Origin of the sequence: Legionella quinlivanii (genome assembly GCF_003265995.1) — a bacterium.
Lineage (GTDB): Bacteria > Pseudomonadota > Gammaproteobacteria > Legionellales > Legionellaceae > Legionella_C > Legionella_C quinlivanii_A.
Map to the genome: position 1 here is coordinate 58,042 of NZ_MVJN01000010.1, position 19,031 is coordinate 77,072.

Genomic DNA, 19,031 nt, shown 5'->3' on the forward strand with positions numbered 1-19,031 from the left:
CTTCTTTTCCCCTAAAAACCCAATTCAAGCCCTAGCTGGGTACCGCGATGGCCAACTTCGTGTGAAGCGGCCATAATAGCATGCCAGGAACCAATCAATTCGTTATAGACTCGGGCTTCTTCAGCCCACTTTTTTCGTTCACATAGCGTGTATAAGTGATAAGCCAATTGGCGAATGTGTTCGCCGCGCTCTGGCATTCGGGCAAGTAAAGCACCGGCTTCAGCTTCGCCTTGCTGGTTGAGTACCCTAATCATCTGATGACAAGCTTCCCATACAGGGGTACGCGTATCGGTTTTGGGATCCCAGTCTTTGGGATATTCGCCCCATTTTAATAAACGCACTTTACCGCTGCCCGATTCAATCACTCCGGCGGCATTTATCCCATCCACTGAAGTGCCTTTGGCGCGGGCAAGGGTATCAGCTTCACCAAATTGGCCTTGTCCCCAGCCGTATTGGCTAAACCAGTTATCACAGAAAAGTGTATCGTTATCAAAGTTACCACTGTCGGGGTTTAAGTAATCGGTAATTGCACGGTTGATCAAGATAAGTGCGTCATGTACACTCATCTTACTACCGTCTTGATTTAATACGGATTCATACTTAGAGAATATGGCCATGCCTGGGCCGATGGCCGCCTGAGCCAAGTCAACCGGTGCGATTGGTGACGCTCCTGTGCTACCGCCTATCATAGCTTCAAGAGAGTTGGGCATTTTCTCACGGAGTTCGCGTTGAAAGTCCCTACGTGAAATGATTTCAGCATCGTGAGGTCGTTTAGTACAAACTAGAACAACAGAGGAAGCCAAGGCATTTGCGCCGTTTCCTACTGAGCGGCCTTCTTTTTCAGTTCTAACAGGCCATGTTCCAGTTATTTCAAACCCTGCGTTTATTACAGCGGAAAGGAATGTTTCCCAACCTGATGACACAGTACCATTTTCCAACGTATCGGATTGCTTGAACGCATAGTAAATAGTAACTGGAAATACTGGATTGCCAAGATCAGCAAGGTTCTTTATTGCCTTCGACATGCCCTGTTCAAAAAAATCATTCGCAGCTTCTTTTGAACCATGCCTATATTTCAGAGCTGTGAGTTCACTATTTTTGGGAACTGCAAGGGTACCATAAATATCTGGGTATAAGCCCGAAAGAGCTTTCCGTTGAAATCCATAAAAGAAATCAGACAAATCCGCATAAGCAATATTGTCATAATATGGTGGGTCTGTTGATATGACCTTGTAGTTAGATATATTTTGGGATACAGCATCGGCTTGGCAAGCATATCCATCCACCTTATTGCCTAATGCTTCAAACCCTTTACATAGTCTTTCAAATAAGTTTTTAAAACTACCCGTCGATTTTGAAAAAACATTAACTTCAGCAAAATCCCATACCATGGGAATCGCTTGGCGTGCGAATACACTACGCATCTGAGTATTAGGCGCATTCCAACCACAAATTGATGCACCATGATTTGCAATCTGGCTCAAAAGAAAAGATAAATATGTTCTTATGGCTTTGGCTCGGTCGCGTTCCAATTTGCCAGTTGGCAGATCTTCTAATACAGACACGAAGGTGTTTAAAGCCCTAAGTTGACGGTTAGTAAAAATGCTCCCCCAAGTTTCAAAGCCGTAGGAGTGACATGTTCCACCAGTTAGTTTCGCTGGTAAAGGCAGATTTGGCTCCCAATCTCGCTCTATGTTTAATGCAGCTTTTTCCTGCTCCATCGTTGGGCTGAGAAACAATCTTTCGCCGCGTCCTTCAACCACAATACACATTAGACTCTGTGAAAGCTGCCCAGACTTAGCTTGCTCCTTCACATAGGACAAATCGACGGGCATATTACTATAAATGCACCTAAATGAATTTCTAGAGAGCTTTGTACCTTCCTTCTTTTTTGCCCAATCAGAAACTCGACCTATCCTTGCGGAAAAAATAAAACTCTCTTCATTCACAGCGATGTCTACGTATGCCTCTTTGTTTTTCTTTTCCGATACTACAAATGAAGAAACTAGTGGAGTAAATAAATGCGTGAATGCAGGGCTAGGGCTTTTTACAGTTCTAGCCCAAAGCCAAGCTATTACGGTAAGCTCTTCGCCCACATAGGGCTTTAAATCCTCTCTCTCTTCAACCATTTCCTGCGTAATAGTCACTTTAGGGTATAGATGTCCAATACGTTTAAAGGCCTCTTCACGCATCCAATGACCATAACGGCGAACATCTTCAGCTAAGCCTTTTGCTCCAGACCAATCTTCCACAAGATTTTTCTGCTTCTCACAGCTAGGAATTGGGCCAACGGGTTCCTGCCCAGTAAACTTAGGGGGGATTTCGATCATCGCCTTGTTAATCATCACCGCTACGGGATTTAAATCACTGGCGTAACTTACTAGGCCCAGGCGTTGTGCTTCTAACGGAATTGCACCTCCACCAGCAAAGGGATCATGAAACGCAGGCAGTTTTTCTGGGTTAAACAATTCATCAGCCTGCGGGTGATTTTTATTCAGTTCACATGTACAACGCCAGCTTTCTATGATGGCTTCGCGAGCTTTATTTAACACCTCTTCGTTATTTGTGTTTTCCCATTTAACTAACTCGCGAATAATATTGAATAGTTTTTCTCGTTCGTCTTGAATTTTGAGTTTGGTTTCACGAAGGCGCTTATCACCCGAAACTGTTTCGGATGGATCATTCACCATCTGTGCAAAAATTATGGCTCGTGCTGCTGCAAGAGGGCGACGCGCCCACCACAAATGTAACGTGCTTGGATGACCGTGGCGTATGGATTTTTCACGTGCTGCGGCGATGTTAATATCATCTAATGGCAGTGCCACTTCGATGAGTTTCTTGAGACTAATAACTTTTGTCATATTGGCTTCTTAAATTGTTTGCTCAGGCGCAACTGCTTTAGACAGTAGATCACTGAGGTCATAGTTAATACTTGCTACGCAAAAATCTGGCTCGACGGTAAAAGGCGTTTTTACATAAAACGGTCCTTCGAATTTTTCTCCATCGACAATGACTATGGCAAGCATAAATTTGTCTGCTTGGTTTAGGCCGTAAATGATTTCGTTACGGCTTACCGTGATGGTGTTTTGGCCTTTGGCCCGTCCTTTCACTTCAATATGCCGATCTGGCCTTATTGAACCATCTGCATTTGTGGGAGGGCGCGAGGTAACATCCCAACCACATTTTTCGGTCCCTACATCTTTGACCTCAAAGCCAAAGCTACGCTCTGTATCAATCACTACATTCATTGCGATACTCTCTATTCGAGAACGGACTTCAGCATCGACACGAAATTGTGTTTCGCCTTTGCGATGGGCCAACAAGCCCTTAGGAATGACTAATGCTCCCCCCATTACCACTGGGGTGCTGGATACCACATTTTTCAATGCTTCCAGTTCGGCTTTTCGCTGTTCTAATCGAGCGGTGAGTTCATCTACTCGGCGACGCGCCATTTCAGGTTGCATGCGTGGCTGTTTGCCGGCATTTACATCGTCTTGAAGTTTAATATAACGGTCAGACCAATAGTTGATTTCTTTTACTAGTCGCTCATTTACTGCTGCGAGGGTTTTATTGGCCTGGCGTTCGCGACGCTCTTTAACTTCAGTGTAATGTTCTGGTACTAACTTTAGTGAAGCGTGGTTTAGTGCCAATGCTTCTAGCTTGTTGTTTAACCATCGAGCATTCAGAATATCGCTAACCAGATTATGGTCGTAATCTTCGATAGGCTTTAGATCTAAGTGGGGTGCCCAGCCTGCATTAATAGCATTACCTCTTTCATCAATTTCTATGAACTCTAAACGCCGAGACGCGATATTGGTTGAGTTACCGCTTTCTCTTACTGTGTGATCCAACATAAAGAGCACTTTGGGGGTTAGACCATCGTCATTTGGATCAACCAGTACGGCACCTTGTTTGAGTTTGGAACGATGAGCTTCTAATACCAAATCGGTTGCAGAATGCATCAATGGGTGCAATGGGTGTATTATGTCAGCCATGGGTTTGCCTTGCTGGCGAACATGGTGCTTTTCAAAGCAGATGCGCTCGTACTTGCGTAACACGGGTGTTCTTGTTTCCCCAATGATACGATCACGTTCACGGATGGCAGCTGGAACATGGCGTATTTCAAAGCGGCCAGGCTCACGATTACGCATTTCTCCACCCAAGGTTTGAAATGCTTCGGTGAAAAAGGCGCGGATAAAGTATGGCTGGAGTTTACGCGCCTCTGCTTTTTCCATTTCTTCTTTTACTGCATAGAGCTCTTCGAGTCCCATATGCTGCTCAACCAAAGCGTTACGACGAAGGATTTCTTTTAGGTGTTCAGAATCAAGCGCAGAATCGATCACTTCATTCATCTTGGCTCTAGTTTCTGGTGCTTCGCCGTATCGAATGGCATCAACAAGTAGATCTTTTAATGAGACATTGTCAAAGGCCTCACCAAGCACGTCGAAAACTTTTCCTCCCAATGCCTCTTTTTCGATTTCTATTTTGTCAAAGAGTTTTTTGAATACCTCGCCTTCGCGAGTTTCAGAAGCGACAATGTTCCAGAGGTGGCAAACTTCGGTTTGACCAATACGGTGGATACGACCAAAGCGCTGTTCAAGGCGATTGGGGTTCCAAGGTAGGTCGTAATTGACCATGAGATTGGCGTTTTGTAGGTTAACACCTTCGCCCGCAGCATCGGTGGCGATGAGTACAATTACTTCGGGGTCATGGCGGAATTCTTCCTGCACTTTGCGACGTTCATCTCGGTTGGTGCCACCATAAATGGTGCGAACAGCGTTTTCGTTACCGAGCATGTCGCCAACACGATTGGCCAGGTAATTCAGAGTGTCTTTATGTTCGGTAAAGATTATCAGTTTGCGACGAGCACCACTGGTTGTGAGCATTTCTGGTTTGTCTTGTAAAAGGTAAGAGAGTTCTTCCCACTTTTTATCGTTACCTGATTGGACGACTTTGAGCGCTTGGTCCTCAAGATCTTTCAGAATAAGTATTTCGGCTTCTAGTTCAGGGATTGTTTCTGATGCAGAAGCTTGGTCGACCACTTGCTCTGAAAGAATCTCATATTCTTCTGCACTTAAATCTTCATCTATTTCATCGAAATTATCAGGTAAATCAATTTGTTTTTTAAGGTTGTATTCACCTAATGTTTCGGCAACACTATCCTTTTTAACTGTCTGCCCTCGGGCCATTAGCTTGGTTTCTTCCAGGCGATCTTCCAAACGTTTACGGCGACGTTTCAGCGATTGGTAGATTGCTTCTGGGCTGGACGCGAGCCTTCGTTGCAACATTGTTAATGCAAAACCGACATTATTTTTCTTTTTACTGTCGAGGTTGTCGGCGCGGTTCATCTCTTCACGAACATAGGTGGTGACCTGTTCGTAAAGTGACGCCTCCATAGGAGAGAGTTCATAGTTGGCGGTATAAGCTCTACGCTCTGGGAAAAGTGGTGTACCATCAAACTTAAGCAATTCTTCTTTAACCATGCGACGCATCATGTCTGATACGTCAACCTTGTGAGCACCTTCTCGAAATTTGCCATAGAAGCGGTCGCCATCCAGTAATGAGAGCCATGTTTGGAAATCTTCTTCTTTACCATTATGCGGAGTTGCTGTCATCAACAAGAAATGGCGGGTAATTGAGCCGAGCATTTCACCTAGTTGAAATCGTTTGGTCTTGTTGATCTTTGATCCGAAATAACTGGCCGATAGTTTATGTGCCTCATCAACAATGATTATGTCCCATTCAGTGTTTTTAAGCTTTTCTTGGAATTCTTCGTTTCGAGACAATTGATCCAAACGACAGATAAGTTGGTCGGCTTCATCAAAGTAATTGCCTGAAGCGCATTGCTCTTGTTTTTCCCGGCTGAAAATATCAAAGGTGACGCCAAACTTTTCTAATAATTCATCTTGCCACTGCTCGGTTAGAGAGCCAGGTGAAACTATGAGTATACGCTTGGCATCGCCACGCATGATGAGCTCACGAATTAACAGGCCTGCCATAATGGTTTTACCGGAACCTGGATCATCTGCCAGCACAAAACGCAACGGTTGTTTGGGAAGCATGGCCTCGTAAACGGCAGATATCTGATGTGGCAGTGGCTCCACGTTTGATGTATGTACTGCCATCATAGGGTCAAACAAGGCTGCTTGGCTAATTCGGTAAGCTTCCAATCCAAGCTTGAATTCCGCTCCCGGGGCGTCAAATGCCCATGGCCGGCCAATAGTGGCTAGTTCAAGGCGAGCCTCATCCGAACGAAACAGCATTTGTTCACCGATATTGCCCTGGCTGTCTTTATAATAGACTGTGATAGCTGCATCACCGATTGGCTCTACCTGTACTACGCGCACAATCTCTTCTGCTTTGATGCCGCGAATCTGGGCGTCTTTTTTAATATCTTCTAACTTTAACATATATCAGATTCTTGCTTTGATCCTTTCTTAATCCAACTATCAACCTCATTAATTTTGAATTTCCAGAGGCGACCGATCTTACTGGCAGGCATGCCTCTTTCATTAATCCATTTGTAGACAGTATCTCTTTTTACACCGAGGTACTCGCCAATTTCATCAACCGATAACCACCTATCATTCATTGCTTTTCTCTTATGATTATTTTTGCAATATAAAACAAGTATAGCCAATGAAAATTAGATTACATTAGGCTAAAGAGGTTTAAAACCGGTTTATATTAATGAATTTATTTTGATCAATCAATTTTAAAGCATGATAATAGCCAGAGTGTGCTAATTTTGATTTATTTGATGGGTGTAGCTGTTCTTTGAAGTATCAAAATCCATAGAACAGTTCGGTTATGAAAGGAATTAAAAAGCGTTAATGACTAATTAGCATGGTGAAATAATGAAATAGGTTATGTGCTTTTGAAGGTCCTAAGAATTCCTTTCCTGCCAATACTTGGCTAAGCATCAAGGGACTGGCTTCAAGTATTTGAGCCAGCTCTTTACAGTCTAATTTGCTGTAGGACAGAATATAATCAATTAAATATTTCTGAGTATCTTTTTTTAATTGAAACTTAACATCAATAACAGGTTCTGCAACCTCGATAAAACATTCCATGTAAAACATCCTCGCTTTCATATTAATACGGCATAGTCCAGTCAAAAAACAGTAAACCATAGCCGTGATATCGATAAAATTAGTTTTTTTACATGGAAAAGATCAGAGGTAAAATGCAATTTTGATCAATTTATTACCTACCTGGGCTTTTCTCTTAAGTAGCTGTTACAATCTCGGAGAGTTCTGAATCTGTTGTTTGCTCGATAACAGGTCTGATTCTTTTTGCGATTAAGTAAAGGAAAACAGCACCTAATATTGCCCACATACCCAGCTGATTAAATACATGCAGATAATCACCATTGGATAGCAAAGGATTTATGGACTCACCTTGGGTCATAGCATTGGAAAAGTAATGTGATAAAGATGCTGATACCCCTGATACCATCATCCAGGTGCCCATAAGCACACCTTGTAAATGTGGAGGGGAAATTTTACCAATCATGGCGTAACCGACTGGTCCTATTAATAACTCTGCAATCGCTTGCGAGGTGAAATGGAGCATTACCCAATAAACACTGACATATCCATGTTTATTAGCCGAGAGGATGCCGCCGGATAGACAGAAGAAAGAACCCGCTAATATCAGGAATGCCCAAACAAATTGTTTGGTTATTGATACATTGTATCCTTTTGCTTGCAGTCGTGTGAGCACAATCGATAACAACGGAGCACCGATAATGATCACCATGGCATTAATATTCAAAAGCCATTGGGTCGCCATTTCATAATGGAATAAATGTTTATCAACATTGTTTTTAATAAATAGGGTTATGCCCATTGGGCCTGTGAAGTAGATCATCCAGAATAAGATTGATGTTATTGTCAGTATTAGAAAAGTCATTATCTTTTGCTTATCCAAAGTCGATTTTTGTTGGTAACTAAGATATAAAATGACAAAAAACATAATAACGCTTAGGCCTACTACAACTCCATTACTGAACTGAGCTTTATGAAAACAAAGCAGGGTGAACGGAATAAGAGATAAGATAATTCCCCAGCCAATAGCTTTTTTGAAGTTTAGTGAAGCTTTGCTTTTAACATTGAGCAATGGAGTGTCGCGATCATTTAAGTTTGTCCAGTAACCCCACATGAGCAAAAGCGTAATTACGTTTGGAATTATGCTGGCATAGAGTAAAGATTGATATTGATTGGAATAATCAAAGAAGCCGCTGATGACGTAGCCCGCGCAAAAGCCTACATTCATGTAAGAATAACTCAAGAAAAAGGCTTTATCTCTGCGGTTATCATCCGGCGCAAAGCGTTGTGTCAATATACTGTTGTATGCGGTGGTGTTTAAGCCACATCCTACTAGAAATAAACTCAGTCCAAGATAAAGCAATGAGAGTGCCAAAAGTAAAATACCGATCGTTTGTATGGCTGTGGTAATCAAAAATAAGGTTCTGTTACTTAGATATCGTCCACCCACCACTCCGCCGAGTAAATGTAGAACATAGTTAAATGCGAGAAATAAGCCGACAATGCTGTTTGAAAGGGTATTGGACAATCCTAATTGTTTAGTGAGGAACAATGATAATGAGGAATATAGAATTGCATAAGAAAAGGTTGAAAAAGCCTGTATTAAATACAGTGGCATGATTCCTTTTGGCATTTTTTCTGATAACAGCATATTTTTTCCCTAAAACTATTTTGAGAGGTGACTCTACCATTAAAAATGGATAAACTTAATCCCTTTCTGCAATTATCCTGATTTTTAGAGGATGATAATTGAAATTTAATTGCTGTATGGGTGTTTAGGAATGAACAAAATTACTAGAGTTTCATGGAATGAAGTCAAGCATCAAGTAAAGCAAGTCAACGAATCAATATATCGTGTCATTGAAGATATTACGCCTGGTAAAGAAATACCATTTTACCTGGCTCGTTATAAATTTGGTGAGCATTTCGGTATTAAAAATCATGCTTATCTGCCAACCAGTAGTGGTCAAATGGAAAAAATTGACAGCAAGCACACAGATAATGAGTTATTCAATCATCTTGGCTATGGAAAAAATAGTTTACCCTTAGGCTTAATATTGGATAAGTTTTGCGAGTGGCATTATTTTGGTGAAGATGAGCGCATCTTTCCAGACTGTGTTCAGGGACCTGGTGCAATTTTTAATATGCAGGTTATTTTTGATGAAGATCAGACTGTAGATAACAATGTGCTCTCTGTCTCATCTGGAGCGCTTTCATCCTTTTTATTACCGAATATAGGTTGTAAAAGGAAGCATTCAAGAATTCAGAAATATTTTAATGTTTCTGTTCCTGCACCTAAATCTCCTTATGAGCATTATCTTGTATTTAAAGAAATATTGAAGGATAAAAATACTATCGATAACTGGTATAGCGAGATTCTTTATTTTTCCGAGCAGTTTATTAATGAAGTTAAACATAATGATAAATGGCTGAAGCTGAAACTTTACTTCTCAGAGTCGTTAAGGAAAAAGCTGACGCAAAATACTTACGATGCTTCTTGTAACGATTTATTCCTCAGTGCCAAGAGTATTAATCGTTTCAGACCTACACCATTTATCATGGATACAGCAAAATACATTTTTAATATTTGCATGGGATCTGGTATTGGTGTAAAGCCTGCAATTGATGAGCAATATTTTCCAGTTAAAACGATTCAGAAAATTTATAATGAATGTTATGACTTAGAATACACAGCGACAGTCATGGTGCCATCAGCCTTGAATGGTCAGGCTGATAGTGTTTACTATCCTTTACAATGCCCCTTTGCAAAGATTAATACATTCAAAACCAATCAAAGCAACAGTGCTTATAGTGAGCTGGAAATGCTAAAAAATGTGCTGTTGGCTTATCAGTCGGAGTTTACTACGGATAACAGTTCTGCTTTTGGAAGCCTTCTTTATCATGTAAGCAAACAAACGGAGTTTTCTTTTTACCACTATAAATCCTCTAGTAATAAAAGCATTAATAGTTCTGAAGAACTAGAGGGAACAGATAACAGATTTGCTTTTTCTTATTGCAGCGATAAAACGCAATTTGCCAGCGATGCTAAGTTATTTAGAGGTTGCGTTAGATTAAGAAAACAATAAGGTTATATAGATGAGAATATTAGAAACAAAACGATTATTTCTACGGACTTTTCAAGAAAAGGATGTGGAATCATTAATTGCCGTTAACCAGGACTCAAAAGTAATGCAGTTTTTCCCAGCCATACCCACGCGGGAAGAAACCATTGCATTCATAGATAAAATCATTTCTCATCAAGAAGAAAAAAACTTTTCCCTATATGCTGCTGAAATTAAAAATACTGGTGAAATGATTGGTTTTGTAGGTTTATTTACTGCAACATTTCAAGCTCATTTTACTCCTGCGGTTGAAATTGGCTGGCGGTTATCCTCAAAACACTGGAACCAAGGCTATGCAACAGAGGCTGCCAAAGCTGTACTTGATTATGCTTTTAGGAAATTAGATTTGAATGAAGTAGTCTCGTTTACATCCGAATTAAACAAACCGTCTATTCGAGTAATGCAAAAGATTGGCTTGCATACTAATTTAGAAGATGATTTTGACAACCCAAAGGTACCGTTAGGGAGCCCGCTTATCAGACACGTGTTGTATAGATTAAAACGAGCAGAGTATTTATCAACTTAGTGTTAAATCGTCCATTGTCAGATCGAGCAGCTTCAGGTATTTGTTGCTAATAGTCTTTTTTTCGATTGGTGGGATGTATACTGTTGTTATTGAAGAAATAACTGATAACTCAAGATTACAAAGTTGAATCCATTCAATTCGAGGGGAACAAGTAGGCAGGGAAGGAGCTTCATAAAGACATATAGAGTAATTCGCTTGATAATAACCACTTAGATAATCTTTTAAAATTGATAGGTTGTTAGCTTTTTTCCCATCAGCTCTACCAAAGTTTGCTACTTGCCAAAGTATTAAATGCGCATGTACATCAATGAAACGTTCAAATAATACCAGCTCAGTAGCTTCAATTGAAAAACATCCCTGATCACCTGGATCAATTTCAAGATCACTAAACAAGCAGTCTTGGGCAGATACTGCTGGTAGAATGATGGCGTCACCACCATCTATCTTAATTTGTCTTACGGCATTAAGTGCTGAGTCCGCAAAAACGGTAGGATGCCCGTAAAAAACAACACATAAAATTGAAACCTTCTTATATTCTTCAATAATATAATTTGTTAATGCTTGATAAGCTTCAATCCGTTTTTCACTGCTAAAGTAGATAGAATCCAACGATTCTGAATTTTTCGCTTCTCGTTGAATCCATTGTTTTAGGTTATCTTCATTGAGAAGGTAGAGTACCTTATCAGCGTTTTGAATAACTCGTTTAGTTTCTTCGGTCAGATGAGAAATCGATTTAATTCCCGACCCTACTACTATAAGCTTATGCATTAAATTGTTTTATGCTCACTATTTTATTGCTATCAGGCTGGTACTGTTTTTGTATTGAAACTATTTTATTGGAATTAGCCTGGCTCTGTTTGTTTTGATTTGTATCTAACAATAAATCTTTGTGGCTGATCAAATACTCATTCCCTACAGCATATTCAAGTTTTTCCATTAAACTCATTTTGATGTCACCTTATATTAAATTCTGATAGCCATTGTACAAATAAAATTCTTATAGGTATAGCCTAAAAAAATATTTGCAGTAATGTACTCGATATGCTCTAATAAATGCTCGAAACGAGCATTTTGGTTTATGAGTTACAGGAGTTGAGAAATCATGAGCAATATTCACCTAATCCCCCGATTAATTCGCTTAAGAGACGCTCCAACCTATGTAGGTATGGATCGTCATCGATTTAATAAAGATGTAAGGCCAAATCTAGTTGAGATTCCAATGGGGACTCAAGGTATTGCTTTTGATCGACTTGATTTAGATGCCTGGGTAGACGATTATATACAGTGTAGTGGTCGTCCCGCGGCAGTTGAACGTAGGAGTTTGGAGTTATGGGACGAAAAAGAACGCCAGGGCTGCAAAAACGTGGCAGCGTCTGGTGTATTGACAAAAAGGTCTTCGGACGACGACTTTGCGAAAGCACTGGTACTGACAACCTCGAAGAGGCGGAAAAGTATCTCGCAAGGCGTCTCGAAGAGATAAGACTTGCAACAGTCTACGGTGTTCGCCCCAAAAGAACATTCAAAGAAGCCGCTACTAAATTTCTGATGGAAAACCAACACAAACGCAGTATTAGTGATGATGCTGGTCGTTTGCGAGAAGTGGTTAAGTACATCGGGGATTTGCCTATTGAAGCAATTCATATCGGTAGCTTGCAATCCTTTATTGAAGGTCGAAGAAAGGATGAAGTAAGCACGAGAACTATCAATCATGGTTTGATGATTGTTCGGCGTATATTAAATTTAGCGGCTAGTGAATGGATGGATGAATTCGGTTTAACCTGGTTAAACTCAGCGCCAAAGATAAAACTTTTACCTGAGCCAGATTTAAGAAAACCTTATCCATTAAGTTGGGATGAACAGCACAAGCTGTTTCAGCAGTTACCGGAACATCTGAAAACTATGGCTTTGTTTGCCGTAAATACGGGGTGTCGGGATCGCGAAATATGTGAACTTCGCTGGGATTGGGAAATACAAATTCCAGAATTGCCACATATCATCGTTTTTATTGTGCCAGGAGAACTGGTCAAAAACGGAGAGGAACGGCTGATTGTTTGTAATGAAACGGTTCGGGAAGTGATAGAAGGGGAGAGAGGTAAACATCCTACTCATGTCTTTAGTTTTAAAGGTCGACCATTAAGTCGTATGTTATCGACTGGTTGGCGACAGGCTAGAGAAAAGGCGAAATTGCCTGAAGTAAGAGTGCATGATTTAAAGCATACCTTTGGTAGACGATTGAGAGCTGCAGGGATAAGTTTTGAAGACAGGCAAGATTTACTTGGGCATCGTTCAGGTAGGATTACAACTCACTATTCTTCTGCTGAGCTGCAAAGTTTATATCAAGCTGCGAATAAGGTTTGCGAGAATCGTAAAAGCGGGGTGATATTAACATTATTGCGAAACCCAAAGAGTAGACCTGCCAGTCAAAATACTCTAAGGGAAAATCACGTAAGTTTGTAAGTGCGTGATCTAGGTCACGCAAAAGTCACGCAAGGGCTTTTGTGTTAAAACAGGTAATCAACGTAAGTTATTGATTTTAAAGGTCTAAATTGGTGGGCCCACTAGGACTTGAACCTAGGACCAACGGATTATGAGTCCGCTGCTCTGACCAACTGAGCTATAGGCCCGGAGAGAAGGTGTTATTGTAATCTTAAATTTTGAGTAACACCACTTTTTTTTAAACTTTTTCAGGAGCCCGGAGGCTCCCGGGTTTAATCGTCGTCGCCTTCCAGGAAGCTTCTCAATTTTTCTGAGCGGGAAGGGTGGCGGAGTTTGCGTAGAGCTTTGGCTTCGATCTGGCGGATACGCTCGCGGGTGACGTCGAATTGTTTGCCGACCTCTTCGAGGGTGTGGTCGGTGTTCATTTCGATGCCGAAGCGCATGCGCAGGACCTTGGCTTCTCTGGGGGTTAGTGTTTCCAATATTTCCAGGGTCGCTTCTCGTAGGCCTTCAGCGGTTGCTCTTGCAATCGGTGATTCGATATTCACGTCTTCGATGAAGTCGCCTAAATGCGAATCGTCGTCATCACCTACCGGGGTTTCCATTGATATCGGCTCTTTGGCTATTTTGAGAACTTTGCGAATTTTATCTTCGCTTAGATCCATTTTAGCTGCCAACTCTTCAGGCGTTGCCTCTCTGCCGGTTTCCTGCAGGATTTGCCGTGAAATTCGATTCAGTTTATTGATAGTCTCAATCATGTGAACCGGGATACGGATGGTTCTTGCCTGATCTGCAATCGAACGGGTAATTGCCTGTCGAATCCACCAGGTGGCATAGGTTGAAAACTTGTAACCGCGACGGTATTCAAATTTATCAACAGCCTTCATCAAACCAATATTACCTTCCTGAATTAAGTCGAGGAATTGCAAGCCGCGGTTGGTATATTTCTTGGCAATTGAAATTACCAGACGCAGGTTCGCTTCCACCATTTCCTTTTTAGCACGGCGGGCTTTGGCCTCTCCGATGGACATTTTCTTGTTAATGTCTTTGATTTCACTAATGGTTAAACCAAACTCTTCTTCAAAGGCAGCCAGTCGGCTCTGCAGGCGCTTGATTTCGTCGTTGTACTCTTCAAGACGAGCCATATCGAGCTTTCTGCCATGAATCTTGATTAAATCTGGTAACCAGTTTAAGTCAGTTTCCTGACCTGGGAATGTCTCAATAAACAACTTGCGCGGTATTCTTGCTTTTTCAATACACAAACGCATGATGCTTCTTTCAAATTCACGAATGTGATTTCTCAGCAGTCGGAAATGGCGGGTTAATTTGTCGACCTGACGGGAAGTCAGCTTCAGCTTCAGGAAGGACTCTGCCATGGAGTCAAGCTTTTCCACAGTCAATTTGTTGCTGCGTCCTTTTTCGCGTAAAGCCGTCATGGCGAAATCGTATTTCTCACGCAGATCGTCAAAATAGACTTTGGCTATTTCAGGATTAGGACCGTCATCTGCTTCAAGACCGCCTCCGCCTTCACCGTCTTCATCTTCATCATCAAGATTAACTTCTTCAACCAGTAGTTCGTCTTGCTGACCTTCATCCAGCATGGAGCCAATACTTGAGGGCGGCGCTTCTTCTTCGCTGTCGGCGAAACCACTGATGATTTCACTCAGGCGCATTTCTTCAAGCTGAACGCGGTCGTAGTCTTCAAGTACTAATTGTGCCGTTTCCGGATAGTGCGCCAATGAACGCAGGACCTGGTATATCCCTTCTTCAATACGCTTGGCGATGCGGATTTCACCCTCACGAGTCAGCAGTTCGACTGTACCCATTTCGCGCATGTACATGCGAACCGGATCGGTAGTACGGCCAGTTTCCTTGTCGACGGAGGCCAATACGGCTGCGGCTTCTTCCACATCCTCCGGTGCTTCTTCAGTTGTACCAAGAAGAGCTAGTTCATCGTCGCTCGGCGGGAGCTCGAAAACTTTAATATTCATGCTCTCCAGCATACTGATGATGACGTCAAAATGTTCGGTATCAACAATATTGGGAAGCAGATCATTTATTTGTGCATAAGTCAGGTAATTTTGATCTTTACCTAGGCTAATGACTTTAGTGATCTGTGAGCGTTGTTGTTCTTGGTCATTTATGTTCATAGGCACTTAGTCAGATAATGAAGGGGAATCTACAAAAATGTTTTTGATTATAACCCTCACGTCAAAAACATGCCAGCAAAAATGTGTTAATTTTTATCACGCCTGTTTTGATGGCGTTGCTTTAACAAGTTTTGCAATTGCATTTGCTCTGAAAGAGTTAAGCCTTCTTTTCGGGATTTTTCAAGAAATTCATTAATTTTATTGCCGCTATTCTGTTTTTGTAAAAAAATAATAATATCAAGGAACTCTTTGGTCAAGGCTTCTTCTGGAACCTGATGATCCCAGGCAGCCAGCTTGTTTAGTGATTCAAAAAAGGAGGTTTCTCGCCATTGTTCGATCAAGGACGCGGTATTTATCTGAGGATTTGCAGCAATTTGCTCAATCAATTGTTTCAAAATTTCTTGTTCCTTACCACCAAGCAGCTGCAGATTAATCTGTTGCTGAGCCCCTGAATAGATCTCGGGATTTTGGATTAGCAATGCAATCGCCAGGCGAATGGGAGAGCGGCTGATCCCTTTTTTGGGTTTTACCGGTTGGGTGGGGTTATTCTGTTCTGTAATCACTAGCTCAATGCGGTGGTTTTCAAGACGGGTTATCTGTGAAAGCTCATTAATTAACAGTTGCTTATAAGTACCTTCCGGCATATTGGCCAGATAGGGTTTGGACAGGTTAATAAACTGTGTTTTTCCGGCGATACTATGCAAATCCAGGTTTTCAGAAAGATTTGAAATAAAATAATCATTCAGGGAGACTGCCGATTGCATAATTTCAAGAAATTTATCGCGGCCTGCCTCGCGTACAAAACTGTCGGGATCCTGTCCTTCAGGTAAAAAAACAAAGCGGACATCCATACCGGTATTCAAATGGGGTAGTGAGTTTTCCAGTGCTCTCCAGGCAGCCTGACGCCCCGCCTTATCGCCGTCAAAGCAAAAAATGAGCTGTTTACAAAATTTGCTGAGCATCTGAACATGGTAGGAACTGGTCGCAGTTCCCAGGGCGGCCACTGCATTATTGATGCCATACTGAGCCAAGGCAATCACATCGAGATAGCCTTCTACAACAATGATCTGATCCTGACGAGGCTGTTGTAAAACCTGATACAGTCCATACAGTTCGCGATTTTTTTGAAACAGTACCGTTTCTGGGGAGTTCAAATATTTAGGCTGCTGATCAGGGCTTATTGCTCTTCCGCCGAAGCCGACAATTTTTCCCTGGCGATCATGAATGGGAAACATAATGCGGTTTCTATAGCGATCATAGGTTTTTCCATTGTCTTTTTTAATCAGCATTCCGGTATCAATTAATCCTTTTTTATCCGCAAAAAAGTTTTTTTCAAGAACATTCCAGTCCCCAGGCGCATATCCTAATTGAAATTGTTTAGCGATTTCACCCGTCAATCCACGCTGACGCAGGTAGCTAACCGCTTCAGCGGCGGAAGCCGTTTTTAATAAAGCCTGATAATGCCGTGTAACCCTGGCAAGTAACTGGTAAAGATTAGGCCCTTGTTTGACCTCGCGTGACGCAAGCTCTTTTGGAACAGTCATTCCTAATCGAACGGCAAGTGTTTCGACTGCATCGGTAAAGCTTTGATTCAGATAAGACATCATAAAGCTGATGGCATTTCCGCTGGTTCCACATCCAAAGCAATGAAAAAACTGTTTTTTTGCTACGACATTAAAAGAGGGGGTTTTTTCATTGTGAAATGGACAGCAGGCGATATAGCTGTTGCCGCGCTTTTTTAAGGGAACATAATGTTCGATGAGCTCGACCAGATCAGTTCTGCTCAGGAGCTCATCAATAAATGGCCGTGGAATTAAGCCAGACATGTTGGGTATATTTCCCGGAAAATTAGCTGAGTTTGGCCTTGATGATAGCACTGACTTGAGACATATCGGCACGGCCTTGCAGCATGGGTTTTAAATGCGCCATTACTTTGCCCATATCACTCATTTTTTCAGCGCCAAGTTCAGCAATTGCTTGCGTGACCAAGGTCATAACTTCTTCGTCAGAAAGAGGCTCTGGCAAATATTTGCCGATGATGCCAAGCTCATATTCTTCCTGGGCAACCAGGTCGGTTCTTCCAGCAGAGGTAAATTGACTAATGGATTCTTTACGCTGTTTGGCGAGTTTATCCAGAATAACTAACAAACGTGCATCATCCACATCGATGCGCTCATCTACTTCGACCTGTTTGATTGCAGCAGTAATGAGCCGCAGGGTCTCAAGCTGTTGCTTGTCCCTGGCACGCATGGCGTCTTTCAGGTCATTACTAATGCGATCTTTAATACTCATGATGTTTTTTTACGACGATGTTTGATAGCACGACGGGTAGTTGTATCGCGTGAGATTTTTTTAAGGTGACGTTTCACTGCAGCAGCTTGCTTTCTTTTGCGTTCAGCAGTAGGTTTTTCATAAAATTCACGACGGCGTAATTCGGTCAGGATACCTGCTTTTTCACAGGAGCGCTTGAAACGGCGAAGTGCGTATTCGGGGTTTTCACCTTCTTTCACACGAACGGTGGGCATTAAATAGTCCTCTGATATAATTAAACACAATAGGTTGGCAATTCTAGTGCCAGATCCGCTTAAGGTCAAGTTTATTGATTGACTTTAGTTTAATAATTGTAATCAATTTCTATGCCAGTTTGAAGTAAGTTTGTTAATATTGCAATTTCTTTCCCTGGGTTTCGCGTAGCGGCAACTGTTTTTTGAGGTTTTTTAATGCTGGTTTTAGGTATCGAATCGTCCTGTGATGAGACAGGCGTGGCGCTTTATGACTCTGATAAAGGTTTATTGGCTCACGCGCTTTATTCACAAATCGCTTTACATCAACAATATGGTGGAGTTGTTCCCGAGCTGGCATCGCGGGATCATATTAATCATCTGGTTCCCTTGCTTGATGAGGTATTGTGTAAAAGCGGTGTGGAGAAATCTGCCATTGATGCAATAGCCTACACTGCCGGCCCGGGCCTCATCGGGGCCTTGTTAGTGGGTGCCTGTTTTGCTAAAACCCTGGCCTTTGCTTTGCAGATTCCGGCTTTGGCTGTACATCATCTTGAAGCGCATATATTAGTGGCCAAAATGCAGGCAAAAGAATTGAACTTTCCTTTTCTTGCCTTGCTTGTCTCAGGTGGGCATACCCAGCTAATTGAAATCAATGAATTGAATGAGTATCGGCTGCTCGGGGAGAGTGTCGATGATGCGGTGGGCGAAGCCTTCGATAAGACAGCCAAGCTAATGGGTATTCCTTATCCTGGCGGGGCACAGCTGGCAAAATTGGCGGACGCATGTCCCGCTCATTTACGGAACAATTTCCCGCCATTTCCACGGCCAATGACGGACAGACCGGGTTTGAACTTCAGTTTCAGCGGGCTAAAAACGCATGCTTTAAACGCCTGGAATCACAGTGATAAAAGCGAAGAAAGCAAATCAGCTATTGCCTATGCCTTTCAACAGGCAATTGTCGATACGCTGCTCATTAAATGCAAGCGGGCAATGGCATCTACACAGGCTAATACGCTGGTTGTGGCAGGTGGAGTTGGTGCAAATCTTAAGCTTCGACAGAGTTTAGAGAGCATGACCGCTCAATTGGGTGGGCGTGTTTTTTTCCCACCCTTAGAGTTTTGCACTGATAACGGGGCGATGATTGCCTATACCGGATGTTTACATTTACTGGCCGGCCGTCAGGATAATGATGCTGCTATTGATGTGAAAGCGCGTTGGCCTTTGTAGTCTGCTACAAAGGATTT

Annotated in this window: 15 protein-coding genes and 1 tRNA gene; 4 read left to right on the forward strand and 12 right to left on the reverse strand. The window is 42.1% G+C overall.

What is annotated here, in order from left to right; genetic code table 11:
• Positions 1-11: 11 nt before the first annotated feature.
• From B1207_RS12960 to B1207_RS12980, 5 genes are all read right to left on the reverse strand, one after another.
• Positions 12-2,861, reverse strand: coding sequence for a DUF1156 domain-containing protein (locus B1207_RS12960; RefSeq protein ID WP_112220366.1), 2,850 nt, complete (start codon positions 2,859-2,861; stop codon positions 12-14).
• Between the two features lie 9 nt (positions 2,862-2,870).
• The gene (locus B1207_RS12965; protein ID WP_112220367.1) at positions 2,871-6,410 is read right to left on the reverse strand and encodes a helicase-related protein; all 3,540 of its coding nucleotides are present in this window, start codon (positions 6,408-6,410) and stop codon (positions 2,871-2,873) included.
• Positions 6,404-6,592 carry a helix-turn-helix domain-containing protein gene (locus B1207_RS12970; RefSeq protein WP_058450414.1) on the reverse strand — a complete coding sequence of 63 codons (189 nt, stop codon included), beginning with the start codon at positions 6,590-6,592 and terminating at the stop codon, positions 6,404-6,406. The genes B1207_RS12965 and B1207_RS12970 overlap by 7 nt, the downstream gene beginning before the upstream one ends.
• A 238-nt stretch (positions 6,593-6,830) precedes the next feature.
• Positions 6,831-7,073: a hypothetical protein gene (locus B1207_RS12975; RefSeq protein ID WP_112220368.1), complete on the reverse strand. Its 243-nt coding sequence runs from the start codon at positions 7,071-7,073 to the stop codon at positions 6,831-6,833.
• 154 nt (positions 7,074-7,227) lie between these two features.
• On the reverse strand, positions 7,228-8,700 hold the full coding sequence (locus B1207_RS12980) for a peptide MFS transporter (RefSeq protein WP_112220369.1): 1,473 nt from the start codon (positions 8,698-8,700) through the stop codon (positions 7,228-7,230).
• Positions 8,701-8,830: 130 nt separating this feature from the next.
• Between B1207_RS12980 and B1207_RS12985 the strand changes: the two genes are divergently transcribed.
• Positions 8,831-10,135: a hypothetical protein gene (locus B1207_RS12985; RefSeq protein ID WP_112220370.1), complete on the forward strand. Its 1,305-nt coding sequence runs from the start codon at positions 8,831-8,833 to the stop codon at positions 10,133-10,135.
• A gap of 10 nt (positions 10,136-10,145) precedes the next feature.
• On the forward strand, positions 10,146-10,697 hold the full coding sequence (locus B1207_RS12990) for a GNAT family N-acetyltransferase (RefSeq protein WP_112220371.1): 552 nt from the start codon (positions 10,146-10,148) through the stop codon (positions 10,695-10,697).
• Here the strand turns inward: B1207_RS12990 and B1207_RS12995 are convergent.
• Positions 10,689-11,465, reverse strand: a complete 777-nt coding sequence (locus B1207_RS12995) for an SAM-dependent methyltransferase (RefSeq protein ID WP_112220372.1) — start codon at positions 11,463-11,465, stop codon at positions 10,689-10,691. The two genes, B1207_RS12990 and B1207_RS12995, sit on opposite strands and share 9 nt — an antisense overlap.
• The gene (locus tag B1207_RS13000) at positions 11,458-11,643 is read right to left on the reverse strand and encodes a hypothetical protein (RefSeq protein ID WP_112220373.1); all 186 of its coding nucleotides are present in this window, start codon (positions 11,641-11,643) and stop codon (positions 11,458-11,460) included. The genes B1207_RS12995 and B1207_RS13000 overlap by 8 nt, the downstream gene beginning before the upstream one ends.
• A 383-nt stretch (positions 11,644-12,026) precedes the next feature.
• Between B1207_RS13000 and B1207_RS13010 the strand changes: the two genes are divergently transcribed.
• Complete coding sequence (locus B1207_RS13010; protein ID WP_253255868.1) at positions 12,027-13,154, forward strand: tyrosine-type recombinase/integrase; 1,128 nt, start codon at positions 12,027-12,029, stop codon at positions 13,152-13,154.
• A 90-nt stretch (positions 13,155-13,244) separates the two neighbouring features.
• On the opposite strand, the gene B1207_RS13015 is transcribed toward B1207_RS13010, so the two are convergent.
• The 5 genes from B1207_RS13015 to rpsU all read right to left on the reverse strand — a co-directional run bounded on the left by B1207_RS13015 (position 13,245) and on the right by rpsU (position 17,808).
• Positions 13,245-13,321 (reverse strand) — tRNA-Ile (locus B1207_RS13015).
• An 84-nt stretch (positions 13,322-13,405) separates the two neighbouring features.
• Positions 13,406-15,283, reverse strand: a complete 1,878-nt coding sequence (gene rpoD, locus B1207_RS13020; protein WP_058508436.1) for an RNA polymerase sigma factor RpoD — start codon at positions 15,281-15,283, stop codon at positions 13,406-13,408.
• An 86-nt stretch (positions 15,284-15,369) separates the two neighbouring features.
• Positions 15,370-17,109 carry a DNA primase gene (dnaG, locus tag B1207_RS13025; RefSeq protein WP_112220376.1) on the reverse strand — a complete coding sequence of 580 codons (1,740 nt, stop codon included), beginning with the start codon at positions 17,107-17,109 and terminating at the stop codon, positions 15,370-15,372.
• A 22-nt stretch (positions 17,110-17,131) separates the two neighbouring features.
• Positions 17,132-17,575 carry a GatB/YqeY domain-containing protein gene (locus B1207_RS13030; RefSeq protein WP_058508434.1) on the reverse strand — a complete coding sequence of 148 codons (444 nt, stop codon included), beginning with the start codon at positions 17,573-17,575 and terminating at the stop codon, positions 17,132-17,134.
• Entirely contained in the window at positions 17,572-17,808 is a 237-nt protein-coding gene (rpsU, locus tag B1207_RS13035; protein WP_058508433.1) for a 30S ribosomal protein S21, read from the reverse strand. The genes B1207_RS13030 and rpsU overlap by 4 nt, the downstream gene beginning before the upstream one ends.
• Before the next feature lie 195 nt (positions 17,809-18,003).
• Here rpsU and tsaD point away from each other — a divergent pair, with 195 nt between their 5' ends.
• Positions 18,004-19,014: a tRNA (adenosine(37)-N6)-threonylcarbamoyltransferase complex transferase subunit TsaD gene (gene tsaD / locus B1207_RS13040; protein ID WP_112220377.1), complete on the forward strand. Its 1,011-nt coding sequence runs from the start codon at positions 18,004-18,006 to the stop codon at positions 19,012-19,014.
• Positions 19,015-19,031 lie beyond the last annotated feature (17 nt).

Excerpts from the sequence above, each read along its gene's own strand:
- B1207_RS12975 (WP_112220368.1), bottom strand. The coding sequence starts at position 7,073 with ATGGAATGTTTTATCGAGGTTGCAGAACCTGTTATTGATGTTAAGTTT.
- B1207_RS12995 (WP_112220372.1), bottom strand. The coding sequence starts at position 11,465 with ATGCATAAGCTTATAGTAGTAGGGTCGGGAATTAAATCGATTTCTCAT.
- B1207_RS13010 (WP_253255868.1), top strand. The coding sequence starts at position 12,027 with ATGGGACGAAAAAGAACGCCAGGGCTGCAAAAACGTGGCAGCGTCTGG.
- B1207_RS12985 (WP_112220370.1), top strand. The coding sequence starts at position 8,831 with ATGAACAAAATTACTAGAGTTTCATGGAATGAAGTCAAGCATCAAGTA.
- B1207_RS12990 (WP_112220371.1), top strand. The coding sequence starts at position 10,146 with ATGAGAATATTAGAAACAAAACGATTATTTCTACGGACTTTTCAAGAA.
- tsaD (WP_112220377.1), top strand. The coding sequence starts at position 18,004 with ATGCTGGTTTTAGGTATCGAATCGTCCTGTGATGAGACAGGCGTGGCG.
- B1207_RS12980 (WP_112220369.1), bottom strand. The coding sequence starts at position 8,700 with ATGCTGTTATCAGAAAAAATGCCAAAAGGAATCATGCCACTGTATTTA.
- rpoD (WP_058508436.1), bottom strand. The coding sequence starts at position 15,283 with ATGAACATAAATGACCAAGAACAACAACGCTCACAGATCACTAAAGTC.
- B1207_RS12960 (WP_112220366.1), bottom strand. The coding sequence starts at position 2,861 with ATGACAAAAGTTATTAGTCTCAAGAAACTCATCGAAGTGGCACTGCCA.
- B1207_RS12965 (WP_112220367.1), bottom strand. The coding sequence starts at position 6,410 with ATGTTAAAGTTAGAAGATATTAAAAAAGACGCCCAGATTCGCGGCATC.
- B1207_RS12970 (WP_058450414.1), bottom strand. The coding sequence starts at position 6,592 with ATGAATGATAGGTGGTTATCGGTTGATGAAATTGGCGAGTACCTCGGT.
- B1207_RS13030 (WP_058508434.1), bottom strand. The coding sequence starts at position 17,575 with ATGAGTATTAAAGATCGCATTAGTAATGACCTGAAAGACGCCATGCGT.
- rpsU (WP_058508433.1), bottom strand. The coding sequence starts at position 17,808 with ATGCCCACCGTTCGTGTGAAAGAAGGTGAAAACCCCGAATACGCACTT.
- B1207_RS13000 (WP_112220373.1), bottom strand. The coding sequence starts at position 11,643 with ATGAGTTTAATGGAAAAACTTGAATATGCTGTAGGGAATGAGTATTTG.
- dnaG (WP_112220376.1), bottom strand. The coding sequence starts at position 17,109 with ATGTCTGGCTTAATTCCACGGCCATTTATTGATGAGCTCCTGAGCAGA.